General features: G+C 74.5%; 8 protein-coding genes. 3 read left to right on the plus strand and 5 right to left on the minus strand.

The features are described from left to right. From ACGF7U_RS27770 to ACGF7U_RS27790, 5 genes are all read right to left on the minus strand, one after another. On the minus strand, positions 1-843 hold an 843-nt coding region (locus tag ACGF7U_RS27770; RefSeq protein WP_393111573.1), incomplete at its 3' end, for a beta-ketoacyl synthase N-terminal-like domain-containing protein. Then, on the minus strand, positions 840-4,292 hold the full coding sequence (locus tag ACGF7U_RS27775; protein WP_393111575.1) for an amino acid adenylation domain-containing protein: 3,453 nt from the start codon (positions 4,290-4,292) through the stop codon (positions 840-842). The genes ACGF7U_RS27775 and ACGF7U_RS27770, both read right to left, overlap by 4 nt. Before the next feature lie 33 nt (positions 4,293-4,325). Further along, positions 4,326-5,960 (minus strand): PhpK family radical SAM P-methyltransferase, encoded by a 1,635-nt coding sequence (locus ACGF7U_RS27780; RefSeq protein ID WP_393111577.1) that lies wholly within the window; start codon positions 5,958-5,960, stop codon positions 4,326-4,328. 79 nt (positions 5,961-6,039) lie between these two features. Continuing rightward, positions 6,040-6,795: a thioesterase II family protein gene (locus tag ACGF7U_RS27785; RefSeq protein ID WP_393111579.1), complete on the minus strand. Its 756-nt coding sequence runs from the start codon at positions 6,793-6,795 to the stop codon at positions 6,040-6,042. Between the two features lie 21 nt (positions 6,796-6,816). Next, a complete protein-coding gene (locus ACGF7U_RS27790) occupies positions 6,817-7,620 on the minus strand; it encodes an SDR family NAD(P)-dependent oxidoreductase (RefSeq protein WP_393111581.1) in 804 nt (267 codons plus the stop codon). Positions 7,621-8,605: 985 nt separating this feature from the next. Between ACGF7U_RS27790 and ACGF7U_RS27795 the strand changes: the two genes are divergently transcribed. From ACGF7U_RS27795 to ACGF7U_RS27805, 3 genes are read left to right on the plus strand one after another with little or no spacing between them, the layout of a single operon-like run. After that, entirely contained in the window at positions 8,606-13,432 is a 4,827-nt protein-coding gene (locus ACGF7U_RS27795) for an SDR family NAD(P)-dependent oxidoreductase (protein ID WP_393111583.1), read from the plus strand. Further along, positions 13,425-14,777: an acyltransferase domain-containing protein gene (locus ACGF7U_RS27800; RefSeq protein ID WP_393111585.1), complete on the plus strand. Its 1,353-nt coding sequence runs from the start codon at positions 13,425-13,427 to the stop codon at positions 14,775-14,777. The genes ACGF7U_RS27795 and ACGF7U_RS27800 overlap by 8 nt, the downstream gene beginning before the upstream one ends. Beyond that, entirely contained in the window at positions 14,774-15,073 is a 300-nt protein-coding gene (locus tag ACGF7U_RS27805) for a hypothetical protein (RefSeq protein ID WP_393111587.1), read from the plus strand. Before ACGF7U_RS27800 ends, ACGF7U_RS27805 begins: the two co-directional genes overlap by 4 nt. Positions 15,074-15,075: the final 2 nt, after the last annotated feature.

Raw genomic sequence — 15,075 nt, forward strand, 5'->3', positions numbered from 1 at the left:
ACCGTCGTTGTTCACCGCCGAACCCCGCACCACCGCATGCACCACATCCCCCGCCGCCACCGCATCGACCAACCGCCGCAACACCACGACACCCAGCCCACTGCCGTTGACGGTGCCGGCGGCGGCCCGGTCGAAGGCGCGGCAGTGCCCGTCCGGGGAGAGGGCCATGCCGTCCTGGTGGCGGTAGCCCTCGGCGTCCTCGGCCCGGACGCCGACCCCGCCGGCCAGCGCCATGTCACACTCCCCCGCCAGCAGGGCCTGGCACGCCTGGTGGATCGCCACCAGCGACGTCGAACACGCCGACTGGATCGTCATCGCGGGGCCCCGGAGGTCGAACTTGTACGCCACCCGGGTGGCCAGGAAGTCCTTCTCGTTGGCCATGAGCGCGCTCATGTCGGAGATCAGCGTGGGGTCCGCCGCCACCGCCCGGAGCAGATAGGAATTGACCGAACTGCCGGCGTAGACGCCGATCCGGCCCGGGAAACGCGCCGGGTCGTACGCCGCGTCCTCCAGCGCCTCCCACGCGCACTCCAGGAACAACCGGTGCTGCGGATCCGTCAATTCCGCCTCGTGCGCGTTGAAGCCGAAGAACTCCGCGTCGAACAACTCCACGCCGTCCAACCGCGCCTTCGCCGGCACGTAACTCGGGTGCGAATACACCGACTCCGGCACCCCCGCCGCCGCCAACTCCTCCGGCGAGAAGAACGTCACCGACTCCACCCCGGCGCACACGTTGCGCCAGAACTCCGCCACACTCGACGCCCCCGGGAAACGACCCGCCAGACCGACCACCGCCAGGGCGTTGTCGAACTGGTCGTCGAGGTGCGCAGGCAGCTCGGTCATCGGTCCGTCCCTTCCGCGAGGCGGCGCTGTTCGTGCGCCTGTCGACGACGTGCCAGGCCGCCGCGCAGCGCGGCCCGGCGGCGCTGCGCGTGGCCGTCCGGTGACCCCGGTTCCCCGTCGACCGGTTCCCGGGTGCCGCGGATCCGGTCCAGGTGGGCCGCGAGCGAGGCCACGGTCGGAAACTGGAACAGGTCGACCACGTTCAGCTCGACGCCGAGCCGCTCGGCGAGTTGCTGGCGGGCGCGCAGGGCGAGGAACGAGTGGCCGCCGAGGTCGAAGAAGTTGTCGGTGCGGCCCAGCGGCGGGACGTCGAGCACGAGGGCCCACACGTCGGCGACCGCGCGTTCGGTGGCGCCGATCGGCGGCTCGGCGGTGGTCTCCTGGCGCAGCGGCCGGCCGTCCCGCCAGGACAGCCGGTCCCGGTCGAGCTTGCCGTTGGTGGTGACCGGCAGGGCGTCCACCGCGGCGAGGACCGCCGGCACCATGTAGCCCGGCAGGTGCCGCCGGGCCACGGCCCGCACCTCCTCGTACGTCGGCGCCGGCCCGTCGTCGAGGACGAGCAGGGCGGCGAGGTCCCGGCGGTCCGGGCCGTCGCCACGGAGCACGACGGCGGCCTCCCGGACGGCGGGGTGGGTCACCAGCACCGCCTCGATCTCGCTCGGCTCGACCCGGAAGCCGCGCACCTTGAGCTGGCTGTCGAGCCGCCCGAGGAAGTCCAGCCGGCCGTCGGGCAACCAGCGGACGAGGTCGCCGGTGCGGTACAGGCGGGCGCCCGGCGTGGTCCCGAAGGGATCGGGGACGAAGCGTTCGGCGGTGCGGCGGGGGTCGCGGAGATAGCCCCGGGCCACCTGGAGGCCGCCGAGGCACAACTCGCCGGGTACGCCGACCGGCACCGGGCGCCCGGCACCGTCCAGCACGTAGGTGGTGACGTTGGCGATGGCGCGGCCGATCGGGGGCGCGTGCACCACCGGCCCGTCCTGCGCGGGCACCGGGTCGGCCGTGGCCACCACCGTGTTCTCCGTCGGGCCGTAGTGGTTGACCAGCCGGGCGCCCAGGCCGGGCGGGGGCGTGCGGGTCAGCGCGTCGCCCCCGGTGAGCAGCAGCCGCAGGGCCGAGCCGGTCACCGCCGGCTCCGCCAGGACCGCCTCGGCGACGGTGGTGGGCAGGAAGGTCACCGTGATCGCCTCGTCGACCAGCCACCTCGCCAGCCGGTCCGGCGCGACCCGGACCGGCTCGGGCGGCACGTGCAGCGCCGCGCCGCCGGCCAGTGCCGCCCAGAGTTCCCAGGTGCAGGCGTCGAAGCCGGGGCTGGCGACCAGGGTGGCCCGGTCCTGCGGCCCGACCCGGTAGGCGTCGAGGTGCCAGTGCACCAGGTTGGCCAGCCCACCGTGGGTGACCTCGACCCCCTTCGGGCGCCCGCTGGAGCCGGAGGTGTAGATGACGTACGCGATCTCCCGCGGATCCGGCTCGGCCGCGGCGGCCACGCCGTCGGCCGCCCCGGCGTCGGTGCCGGCGGCCCCCGCGGCGGCGGTGGCGACGTCGAGCACCGCGGTGCGCGCCGCCGCGAACCGGCCGGTGAGCTCCTCGCCGGTCAGCACGGCGCAGGCCTCGCTGTCGGCGAGGGTGAAGGTGAGCCGGTCCGGCGGGTAGCCGGGGTCGAGCGGCACGTACGCCGCGCCCGCCTTGAGTACGGCGAGGAAGGCCGTCACCAGGTCGGCTCCCCGCTCCAGGCAGACGGCCACCCGCCGGCCGGGCCCCGCGCCGACGGCGCGCAGCCGGCCGGCGAGGACGTCGGCGCGCCGGTCCAGTTCCCCGTACGTCAGGGTCCGGCCGTCGGCCCGCACGGCCGGCGCGTCGGGCGCGGACCGGGCCCGCCGTGCGACCAGGTGGTGCACCGGCCCGGTCGGGTAGTCGCGGACCTGCCCGCTCCAGCGGCGCACGATCCGCTCCTCCTCCTCGGGGTCGAGCAGCGCCGCCGCCGACACCCGCCGGTCCGGGCGCGCGCAGAGGGAGCCGAGGATCGCCCGGTACTGCACCATCAGCTGCGCGATGCGGTCGCCGTCGAACAGCTCGGTGCTGAACTCGAACTCGCAGTCGATGTGCGTGTCGCCCTCGAACGCCATCACGGAGAGGTCGAACTTGGAGACCTCACCGACCATGTCGAGCAGCTCCACGGCCAGCGGGCCGACGTGCAGTCGCTCGAACGGAGGGAGGTTCTTCATCGCGAAGACGATCTGGAACAGCGGGTGGCGGGCCGGGTCCCGGACCGGACGCAGCCGCTCCACGAGCAGCTCGAACGGGGCCTCGTGGTGCGTCTGGGCGTCCAGCACGACGTCACGCACCCGGGCCACCAGGTCGGCGAAGGTGGGATCGCCGGAGACGTCGGTACGCAGCACGACGGTGTTCACCAGCAGACTGACCAGCGGCTCCAGCTCCACCCGGTCCCGACCGGCGACCGGCGTGCCGAGCACGACGTCCGACTGCCCGGTCTGCCGGTGCAGCAGCGCGACGAATCCGGCCAGGAGCACCATGAACGGCGAGGCCGCGTACCGTCGGGCGGCGGCCCGGACCAGGTCGGTCAGCTCGGGGTCGAGTCGCACCGTCCGCCGGCCGCCCCGCCAGCCCAGCACGGCGGGGCGGACCCGGTCGGGGGCCAGTTCCGTGGCCGAGGCGCCGGCGAGCCGTCGCTCCCACCACGCCAGCTGCTCGTCGAGTTCACCGGCACGGACCCGGTGGTGCTGCCAGCGGGCGTGTCCGGCCGGGTCGACGGGCGGCCGGGCGGGCGCCGTCCCGTGCCCGGTCCCCGCCGCGTAGTAGCGGACGAGGTCGTTGACCAGGACGCTGAGCGACCAGCCGTCCACGACGATGTGGTGCAGGTCGAGGAAGAGCCGGTGGTCGTGCTCTGCGAGCCGGAACAGCCGGGTCCGCAGGAGCGGGCCGCGCCGCAGGTCGAACGGGGGCTGGCGCTCGGCGGCAACGGCGTCGCGGACGCGGGCCTCCCGCTGCTCGGCCGGCAGGTCGGTCAGGTCGGTCACGTCGAGCCGGGCCGCGGGCGGGTCGACGATCCGCTGCACCGGTTCGCCGTCGACGTCGTCGAACACCGTGCGCAGGGCGGGGTGGTGCGCCACCAGCCGGTCCAGGGCGTCCCGCAGGGCGTCCACCGACAGGGGGCCGGTCAGCCGCAGCACCGCCGGGACGTGGTAGGCGGGGCTGTCCGGTTGGAACTGGTGCAGGAACCACAGGCGGCGCTGCGCGAAGGAGACCGGGACCGGGGCGGCCGGGTCCGGCGGGGGCCCGGCGGCCGCGAACCGCCGGGGGCCGTCGGTCGTCGCCGTGTCGTCGGGCAGGTTGCCGGAGTCGTCCGTCGTGTCGCTGGCGAGGAACTCGGCCCCGGCCGCCAGCCGGCTGGCCAGCCGGGCCCGGGCCGCGTCGGTGGGTGTTCGGCGCACGGTACCGCTTTCTGCTCAGACGGGCGGATCGGGTCAGCTCAGTGGCGACGGCGCCGGACCGGGCGGGTTCACCACGTCGAACTGGCTCGTCCGGCGCAGCCGGTCGAGCAGTTCCGGCTGGGCGGCGCTGCCGCCGGAATGGCGCAGCTGGTCGGCCAGGACGGCGTTGAAGGCGCGGACGAAGTCCTTGACCTGCTCGCCGGACATTCCCTTGCGTTGCAGGTAGAACGTGCTCCACTGCTCGAACCCGAACTGCGGGAGCCAGACCGAGCTGGTCACGTCGACGAAGAGGTCGTCGATGATCTGGGCGGCGGTGGACCAGTCCATCGTGCGGTGGCTCCAGTTGAACGCCTCGCCCCTGATGCCCAGCTCGTCCCGGCGCTGGTAGATCGGGGTGACCGGGTCGCAGTACCAGAGCTGGGCCCGGAAGTAGTCGGGCCGGCCCTGGTCGAGCAGGTCCACGGTCTCGGCGACGGTCTCCTCCGTCTCGCCGGGGAAACCGACGATCAGCGAGGCGTACGTCGAGATGCCGTGCTCGTTGAAGGCCGCCAGCGCGTCGAGGTAGTCCGCCCGGCGGGCCGTCTTGTTCATCTGCTTGAGCAGCACGTCGCTGCCCGACTCGATGCCCAGGAAGACGCCCTCGCAGCCGGCTTCCTTCATCAGCTCGATGGTCGCGCGGTCGCCGTGGTCACTGCGGTAGAAGCAGTTCCACTTGAACCCGTAGTCCTTGTCGATCATCATGCGGAGGATGTCGCGGAACCGGTTCTTGGGGACGTTGAAGGTGTCATCGATGAACGTCACCGTGTTGACCGACGGCAGCTTGCGGATGTTGTCCAGTTCCCGCTCGACATGGGTCACGTCGAGGTAGGTGTACTTGCCGGCCCGCTGGGGGAAGCCGCAGAAGGCACAGGAGAACGGGCAGGACTTCGCCGTCCGGGTGGTGACGAACTCGTTGAACGCGTCGGGGCCGAAGACCTGGTAGTCGACCAGCTCGGTCAGCGGGTTCGACTCGATCTCGGTGCGGGTGTGGACGAAGTCGCCGTCCGAGCGGTAGGCCAGGTTCGGCACCTCGCCCGGGTCCGTGCCGGAGCGCAGCGCCAGCGCCAGCCGGGCGAGGGTCAGCTCGCCCTCCCGGCCGGTGACGTAGTAGTCCGCGCCGAGGTAGTCCATCATCGCGTCCAGGTCGGGGCGCTTCAGCGCGGCCACCTGGTTGGTGATGAACGGCCCACCGACCACGATGGACACCTTCGGATTGTGCCGGCGGACGAACTCGACGATCTCGATGATCGGCTGCGGCGAGACGTACAGCGTGGTGGTGATCGCGACGAGGCGGACGTCGCCGGCCAGCTTCTCCCGCAACTCCTCGCGCTGGTGCTGGAACAGGTTGACGAAGTCGACGCTCAGCCCCCGCCGCGCCAGGAAGCTGCCCAGCACGGTGACCACCGGCCAGAGGAAGTCGGCGTTGTGGAAGTAGGGCTTCGGCACGCCCGGTGGGCTCTCGTGCAGGTGACTGAGCGCGTCCAGCGCGCGCAGCGGTCGCCCGTCGAGGTCGATGTACGCCAGGCGCAGGTCGCGGAAGGCGCCGGAGTCGGCCCCCATGAGCCGCACGTCGCTGACGTAGCTCGCGAAGTCGGCGTCGTTGAAACCGACGATCAGGCAGTCTGTCATGTGCCGCTCCGTTCCGGACGAGAAGACCGGGGACCCCGTCGCCCGTTGCCGGGCCCGTCGAGTTGGCGCATCGGAGGTGCTACCGGGAGTCGGCCGCCAGGTCGGCGGCGATGGCCCGCACCACCCCGGCGGGGTCGGTGATGTGGAAGAAGTGGTCGCCGCGCACGCTGTGGCCGCGGTACCCGCGGGACGTCATCCGCTGCCAGCCGGCCATCGCCGCCGCTGTGGCGATCGGGTCCTCGGTGCCGGCGAAGCCGAGGATCGGCACGTCGACCGGGCCGTGCGCCTCGCCGGCGTAGCGGTCGATCCAGCCGAAGTCGGCCCGCAGCACCGGGATGAGCAGGGCGGCCAGCGCAGGGTGCTCCAGGATCTCGGCCGGCGTGCCGCCCATCGCGACGACCTCACGCAGGAACTCCTCGTCGTCGAGGCCGAGCAGCCGGCGGGCGAGTTCCGGCAGGTCGTCCGGCGGGCGGGACCCACCGACGACGAGCCGGCGGGGCAGCGCGGCACCGCGCCGCTGGAGCTCCGCGACGACGGCGTGCCCGACGAGGGCGCCGAAGCTGTGGCCGTACAGCGCGTACGGCCGGGTCTCCTCGGCCAGCACGTCGGCGACCTCGGCGACGTCGAAGACCGGCGGCTCGTCGATCCGGCTCTCCCGGCCCGGCGGTTGCAGGGGGCGTACCGCGATGCCCGGCGCCGCGGCGGGGATCCAGGCCCGGTAGGCGGTCGCCCCGGCGCCGGAGTGCGGCAGACAGTACAACGCCACGGGCGCCTCCGGGGCGTCCGGGAAGAGGAACCACCGTGGTCGCCGGTCCGCCGAGTAGTGGACAGTCACCATTGATCCTTCCGCGGAGACTCAGTTGACGACGGCGATCGCGCCGCCGTCGACGCGGTGGTTGGCCCCGTTGACGAAGCCCGCCAGCGGGCTGGCGAGGAAGACGACCAGTGCCGCCACGTCGTCGGGTGTGCCCAGCCGGCCGGTGGGGTTGTCGATCGACCCGGCGAGGACGCGCTGCTCGATGTCGGACCAGTCGCTGCCCCAGCCCTGGTCGGCGGCGAGGCCGCGGACGTACGCCTCGACCCGTGGGGTGACGATGACGCCGGGGCTGACGGTGTTGACGGTGATCCCGGTGCGGTCCAGCGCCCGCGCCAGCCCCGCCGTGAGGTTGACCAGTGCCGCCTTGGTCGTCGAGTACGCCACCGAGCCGACCTGAGGCTGGGTGGCGGCCCCGCTGGCGATCTGGATGAGTCGGCCCCACTTTCGCCGGCGCATGCCGGGGACCAGGGCCTGGGCGAGGCGGGCCGGAGCCACGACGTTGAGCTCGTGCAGGCGCCGCCAGTCCTCGTCCGTGGTGTCGGCCCACGGCCGGTCCAGGCCGGTGGCGGCGCAGTTGACCAGGATGTCGACGCCGCCGAGGTAACGCTCTGCCGCGACCGCCAGCCGGTGTGGGCCGTCCGGGTCGAGCAGGTCGACCGCGATCGGTTCCGCGGCGCCGCCCCTGGCCCGGATGCCCTGCGCCACGGACTCCGCGGCGGGCACCGAGCGCCCGTGCACGACGACGGTCGCGCCCTCGTCGGCCAGCATCTCGGCGATGCGCGCCCCGATACCGGACGACGATCCGGTGACGAGCGCCCGCCGGCCGTCCAAAGCAAGATCCACTGGTTCCCCCCGTGACATGGTTCGAACGCCGCACCCCGTGCCGGGGCGGCCCCTGTCGGACCCGACGACCGCCTGCGACGGCCAGCTCAGCCGCGCCGGCGCCGCCCCGGCGACCGGGTGGTCGACGCGCCGCGACAGGCGGTCGCCCGCTGCCCGCGGTCGCGGTGTTCACGTGCTCGGTCGACAGGACGGATCAGCACCGGATCTCCCGTTCCCCCAGGTCTCCTTTGCCCGCCGCGGCGTCGCCCCGACGAGGCGTACGACAACGGCATCCCGATCCCCCGGTCGGCCACCGGATGCACTCCGGACACATTTCCCCGACCCGTCGGGACTCGGGAAGCACATCATGGACCCCGGTCGGAGTCAATCCCTACCAATCAGTTCAGGGGTCCTCGACGCACGTATTCGCGCGGACGTTTCCGGCAATTAACGAACACTTGGGAGCGGCGCATTATCGCGACCAGCTGCACTTCCGCCAGCCACTCGTGACGATGGTCACGCCCCCTCCGCGCGACCGCCGCGGCGCCCCGCGCACCGCAGAACTTCCACCGCGCCGCCCCCAACAAAAGGTAACGAAACGGGCGTGGCGTGCCAAAAACTGGCGCTTCGGGTGATCATCTGATCACGGGTGGACACATACCGGTCGGTATGCAAGGATCAAGGAAACGCCTGTAAATCGAACAAGGTCATTCGGAGGCAGGCACGCCACAACCGATCTCGCTTGTGTCGACTCCCGTGAACCCCCCTCCGGGGTTCACGCTTTATAACTGGCACCAGACCGTCAGCGCCGCCCGTGCGAAGCCACCGCGGCAGACCGCCGCAGTGCCACTGGCCGCCAACCCTTAAACGTCCGTCGCAGCGCTATGCGCATTCACGGACGTCGCCACCTACGGCGCCCTTTTCGAGTACGACCGCGCGTCCGCCCGTCACGAGTGGGACCGGGCGCGGGACGGGGGACGGGATGAGGAAAGGATCCGGGCATTCCATGGACATCGCGATCGTGGGCATGGCCTGCGCGTTTCCCGGTGCCACCGACGCGGCCTCCTTCTGGGCCAACGTCGTCGCCGGCACCGACGCCGTGGTGGAGGTCGACCCCGGGCGGTGGGACGTGGACCGCTACTACTCGGCGGACGACCCCCGCCCGGGTGAGAAGAGCCCGTCCCGATGGGGCGGCTTCCTCGCACCCGTGCCGTTCGACCCGGTGGCGCACGGCGTTCCGCCCGCCGCTCTCGGCAGCATCGACCCCGCCCAACTGCTCGCCCTGGTCATCGCCGAACGGGCGCTGGCCGACGCCGGGTACGCCGACCGTCCGTTCCCCCGGGCGCAGACTTCGGTGATCTTCGGGGCGGAGCCCGGCGCCGACCTCGCCACCGCGTACGGGCTGCGGGCGCTGCTGCCGACGTACTTCGCCGAACCGCCGGCCGCGCTCGACGCCCACCTGCCCCGCCTCACCGAGGACTCCTTCCCCGGCATCCTGGGCAACGTCATCGCCGGCCGCATCGCCAACCGGCTCGACCTCGGCGGGGTCAACTACACCGTCGACGCGGCCTGCGCCTCGTCGCTCGCCGCCGTCGACCTGGCCTGCAAGGAGCTGGCCGCCGGCACGAGCGACATGGTGCTGTGCGGGGCCGTGGACGTGCACAACGGGGTGCACGACTACCTCCTCTTCGGCTCGGTGCAGGCGCTCTCGCCCACCGGGCGGTGCCGCACCTTCGACCAGAGCGCGGACGGCATCGTGATCAGCGAGGGCGTCGCCTGCCTCGTGCTCAAGCGGCTGCCGGACGCCGAACGCGACGGGGACCGGATCCACGCGGTCATCGCCGGCGTGGGCGGGGCCAGCGACGGCCGGGGCATGGGCCTCACCGCCCCCCGGGCGCAGGGCCAGCGGCACGCGGTCGAGCGGGCCCTGCGGGCGGCGGGCGTGACGCCCGGGGAGATCGGCCTGGTCGAGGCGCACGGCACCGGCACCGTCGTCGGCGACCGCACCGAGCTGTCCGCCCTCTCCGAGCTGTTCACCGCCGACGGGGCCGGCCCCGCCACCTGCTCCCTGGGCTCGGTCAAGTCGCTGATCGGGCACACCAAGTGCGCCGCCGGCATGGCCGGCCTGATCAAGGCCGTCCGGGCGGTGCAGACCGGGGTCCGCCCACCGACCGGGCACCTGACCCGGCCCAACGCCTACTGGGACGCCGCGGCCAGCCCGTTCGCCTTCGACGGCGCCGCGCGGCCCTGGCTCGCTCCCCCGGCCCGGCGCGCCGCCGGGGTCAGCGCCTTCGGCTTCGGCGGCACCAACTTCCACGCCGTGGTCCGGGCGCATCCCAGCACCGCCGATCCCGACCAGGCGTGGGAACGCTGGCCGGCGGAGCTCTTCCTGCTCCGGGCGGGGCAGGGGCAGGCGACCGGGGAGGCGGCGCGGGCCCTGTCCGCCCTCGCCGCCGACGCGCCGCCCGGGGACGGGGCGCTGCACGCCCTCGCGCTGGAGTGGTTCCGCCGATCCCGCGACGACGACCGGCCGGTCCGCGCCGCCGTCGTGGCCGGCAGCCTCGACGAGCTGCGGGAGCGGTTGCGGCTGGCCGCCGAGGGAACCGCCGACCCCGCGTCCGGGATCTACCTGGCCGACCCCGGCCAGACGGAGCCGCCCGTCGTGGCCCTGGTCTTCCCCGGGCAGGGCAGCCAACGCCCCGGCATGCTGGCCGACCTCTTCGCGGCCTTCCCCGCGATGCGGAACGACCTGTACGACGACCCGGCGCTGGCCGCGGCGATGTTCCCGCCCACCTCGTTCGACGAGGCGACGGCGGCGGCGCGGGCGGCCACGCTGGCCGACACCCGCCACGCCCAGCCCGCGCTCGGGGTCGCCGAAGTCGCGCTGCTGGAGCTGCTCGACTCCCTCGGGGTCCGGCCGGACCTGCTCGGCGGGCACAGCTACGGCGAACTCGTCGCCCTGCACGCCGCCGGCTCGCTGTCCCGCCCGGACCTGCTGCGGCTCACCGCCGCCCGGGCCGCCGCGATGCACGCCGCCGGCGGGCGGGGTGGTGCCATGGCGGCCGTCTCCGCGGGCGCCGACGAGGTCGCCGACGCCCTGGCCCGGGCCGGCCTCGACGACGCCGTGGTGATCGCGAACCACAACGCCCCGCAGCAGGTGGTGATCGCCGGCCCGGAGGCGGCGGTGGCGACCGCGGTGACCGGGCTGCGCGCCCAGGGCCGCTCCGCCACCACGCTCGGTGTCTCCTGTGCCTTCCACAGCCCGGCGATGGCCGACGCCACCGAGGAGTTCGCCGCCGTCCTCGCCGACTGCCCCGTGCAGCCGCCGCAACGGCCGGTCTGGGCGAACGCCTCCGGGCAGCGCTACCCGGACGCGCCGGACGAGATCCGCCGGCTGCTCGCCGGGCAGCTCGCCGCACCGGTGCGGTTCCTGACCCAGATCGAGGACATGTACGCCGCCGGCGCCCGGGTCTTCGTCGAGGTGGGGCCCGGGCGGGTGCTCAGCCGGATGATCGGCCGGATCCTCGGCGACCGGCCGCACCGGGCGGTCAGCTGCGACGTGCCGAACGAGCCGGGCCTGCCCCGCCTGCTGCACGCCCTCGCGGAGCTGGCCGTCGCGGGTGTGCCGGTGGACCCGGCGCGCCTCTTCGCCGGCGCGCGGGCCACCCCGGCCGCCGTACCCGCCGCCACCGGGTGGACCGTCGACGGGCACCTGGTCCGGGGCCCGGACGGCAACCCGGTGCCGAACGGCCTGCGCCCCGCCGACGAGGCCCCCCGGCTGGCCACCGCGGACAGCGCCGCCACCGGGGATCCCCGCGAGGCGGCGGTGCTGGAGTTCCTGCGCAACAGCCGGGAACTCGTCGACGCCCAACGCGAGGTCGTGCTCGGCTACCTGGACCGGGATCCCCGGCCACGGCGATCCACCCCCGACCCGACGTCGACCACCGTCGCGACGCCCACCCGCGCCGCTCCCGTCGAGGCGTCCGACACCGGCCCGACCACCGTCCTCGGGCTCGCCGTCGACCTGCTGAGCGAGCGGACGGGCTATCCCGCGCAGATGCTCGCCCCCACCATCGACCTGGAGGCCGACCTCGGCATCGACTCGATCAAGCGGACGGAGCTGGCCGAGACGCTGCTGCGCCGGCTGGCGGTGCCGCGACCGGAGACGCGCCTGTCCGCTCTCGTCGGCGCCCGCACGATCGCCGACCTGGTGGCGCAGCTCCCTCCGCTCGACCCCGCTTCGGCCGAAGCGACCCCGGTCGCCGCCGGCGTCGCGGCACCCGCCCCCACCACGACGACCACAGCGGCCACGAAGGACACCCGCCCGGCCGCGCCGGACACCGCGACCTCCGGCGGGCCGGCCCCGGGCCGGGCGCCCGACCGGTACGTTCCCGCCCTGCGAGCGCTGCCCGCGTCGACCCGGCCCGCCGCCGACCTCTCCGGGCGGGTCGCCGTCGTCCTCGGCGGCGCACCCGAGCTGGCGGAGGCGCTGCGCCGCCGGTTGACCCGCTCCGGGGTCGACACGGTCGATGCCGCGACCGCGCCGCAGGGCCTCGACCTGGCGATCCTGCTGCCGGTGACGGACGCCGCCGGCGAGCCTGCCCTGCCGGCGGCGTACGACCGGCTCCGCGCGCTGCTGACCGCCGGCGTGCCGGACGTCACCGTGGTCACCACCATGGGCGGTCGCTTCGCGCCCGTCGACTCGGAGACGGCCCCGGCCGGCCAGCACGCCGCGCTGGCCGGGATCGGCTTCGCCGGGCTGGTCCGCGCCGTGGCCCACGAGTACCCGGAGACCCGGGTCCGCCTGCTGGACGTGGACCCCCAGGGCGGCGCGGAGGCGGTCGCCGACCGGATCGTCGACGAGGTGGCCGGCGGGACGCCCCGGGGGGTCGTCGGTCTGCCCGGCGGGTCCCGGGTGACCCGCCGGTACGTCCGACAGGACCTCCCCACCGGCTCCGGCGCGCTCGACCTGGACTCCGACTCGGTGGTGCTGGTCACCGGCGGCGGGCGGGGCATCACGGCCCGGACGGCGGTCGCGCTCGCCGAACGGTACGGCTGTCACCTGGAGATCGTCGGTCGCACCGCACCGCCCGAGTCGGCCGAGGACGCCACCACGGCCGGCCTGACGGACCCGGTCGACCTACGCCGTGCCCTGCTCGCGGCCGGCGCGGGCACACCAGCCGAGGTGGAACGCCGGCTGCGCGCCCTCCTCGCCGGGCGCGAGCTGCGCACCGTCCTCGACCGGCTCGAGGCGCACGCCGCCTCCGTGCGGTACCACCGGTTCGACATCCGCGACGACGCCCGCCTGGCCGCCACGGTCGACGAGGTCTACCGCCGGCACGGCCGGATCGACGTCGTCGTGCACGGCGCCGGGGCGGTCGACGACCGGCTCATCCGGGACAAGGACCAGGCGTCCTTCTCCGCCGTCTACGACGCCAAGGTGCGCAGCGCCCGGGTCCTGTTGGACGCGCTGAAGCCGGACCTGCGGCTGCTGCTCTTCTTCTCCAGCGTCTCCGGCGCGTTCGGCAACCGGGGACAGGCCGACTACGCGGCGGCGAACGACGCGCTGGACACGCTCGCGCTGGCCGCCGCCGACCGCTTCACCGGGCGTACCCTCGCGGTCGCCTGGGGCCCGTGGGCCGCCGCCGGCGGCGGCATGGTCTCGGCCGAGCTGGAGCGGGAGTACGCGCGCCGCGGCATCGAGGTGATCGAACCCGAGGCGGGCGTCGAGGCGCTGATCCGCGAGATCGTCGACGGCCCGCGCGACGTTCACCAGGTGCTGTACGTGGCCGGCGACCCGGCCCCGTTCCGGCCCGCCGGGTTCGATGACTGAGCCGGCCCGGTCGCCGTACCCCCGTCCGTCGGGACCGGCCGTCCTGCGCCTCGCCGCGTCCTCCCCGGCGGGGCTCGCGGACCGGCTCCGGGCGGTGGCCCGGGGCGGACCGCACCCCGCGGAGCCGGAGGACCCGGACCCGCCGTGCCGGCTGGCGCTGCTGACGCCGACCCCGGACCGGCTCGCCCTCGCCCAGGAACTCGTGCTGCGGGAACGGTCCTGGGACGGCCCGGCCGACCTCTGGTACACCACGGAGCCGGTGCTGCGGCCGGGCCGTCCGGGCCGGGTGGCGTTCCTCTTCCCGGGCCTCTCCGCGCACGACCGGCCGCCGCTCGACGACGTGGCCGGGGCGTTCGGCCTGCCCGGCTACCAGCCGGACCGCACCGGGACGGTGGGCGGCCGGACCTGGGACCTGCTGCACACCGGGCGGCTGCTCCACGGCGCGCTGCGCCGGATGGGCATCCACCCCGACCTCGTCGCCGGGCACAGCGCCGGGGAGTGGAGCGCCCTGTTCGCGGCCGGCAGGTGGGCGGCGGAGGCATTCGACGACTTCGCCCGGGGGATGGGGCCGGACGCCTACCAGTTGCCCGACGTGGCGTTCGCGGTGGTGGGCTGCCCGGTCACCGAGGCGAGACGGCTCATCGACGGGGTGGCCGACGTGGTCATCTCCCACGACAACAGCCCCCGGCAGACGGTGCTCTGCGGCACCGACGCGGCGATCCACACCGCGTTCGCCCGGATCGCCGACCCGTCGGTGCCCCGGACGGTGCTGCCCTTCCGGTCCGGGTTCCACAGTCCGATGCTCGCGCCCTACCTCGGCCCGGTGGCCGCCATCCTGCGGGCCGTTCCGTTGCGGGCCGCGACGGTACCGGTCTGGTCGGCGACCACGGTGGACCGCTATCCCGACGACGAGCCGGCGTTGAGCCGGCTCCTGGTCCGGCACCTGGTCTCGCCGGTCCGCTTCCGGGAGCTGGTGCAGCGCCTCCACGACGAGGGCACCCGGGTCTTCGTGCAGGTCGGCCACGGCAGCCTCGCCGCCTTCGTCCGCGACACGCTGCACGGTCAGCGGCACGTCGTCGTCAGCGCCTCGGAGGGACGCCCCGACGGGCTGGCGGCGCTGGCCCGGCTCGCCGCGGCGCTGTGGGTGCAGGGGCTGCGGCCGGACTTCGCCGCGCTGCCCGGCGCCGACGGCGCCGTCCACCCCGACGGCCCACCGGCCCCGGGAGGCCCCGACGACGCGGTGCTCGCCGCGTTCCAGGCCGTCCTCGACGAGGTGGCCCACGCCAGCCGCGAGGTGCTCGGCGGCTGGCAGCGGCGGGGCCGGAATGACAGGGTACGACCATGACCGAACGAGAGCTTCCCGCGCTGACCCGCGCCGAGCAGGAACTCGTCGACCGCTACCTGCGCATCGTCGACCTGGTCGCCCGCCTCAACCCGGCCCGGGACAGCGGCCACTTCGACGTACGGGGATGCGTGCTGGCCGCGCAGGCGCTGGTGGCGGAGGCCAGGGCGATCGGCGTGACGGCGGAGACCATGCTCGAACGCGGCGAGGACGAACTGCACGTCGCGACGCTGGCCCGGGCGATGCGCGCCCTGGACGGCGAGCGCCGCATCGCCCGGCTGCGGCTGCCCCCGAACTGAAC

The organism is Micromonospora sp. NPDC047670 (assembly GCF_043204915.1).
Lineage (GTDB): Bacteria > Actinomycetota > Actinomycetes > Mycobacteriales > Micromonosporaceae > Micromonospora.

What these genes read in the sequence shown, in the direction of transcription:
- ACGF7U_RS27780 (WP_393111577.1), bottom strand. Translation starts at nt 5,960, where the DNA reads ATGACAGACTGCCTGATCGTCGGTTTCAACGACGCCGACTTCGCGAGC.
- ACGF7U_RS27795 (WP_393111583.1), top strand. Translation starts at nt 8,606, where the DNA reads ATGGACATCGCGATCGTGGGCATGGCCTGCGCGTTTCCCGGTGCCACC.
- ACGF7U_RS27800 (WP_393111585.1), top strand. Translation starts at nt 13,425, where the DNA reads ATGACTGAGCCGGCCCGGTCGCCGTACCCCCGTCCGTCGGGACCGGCC.
- ACGF7U_RS27805 (WP_393111587.1), top strand. Translation starts at nt 14,774, where the DNA reads ATGACCGAACGAGAGCTTCCCGCGCTGACCCGCGCCGAGCAGGAACTC.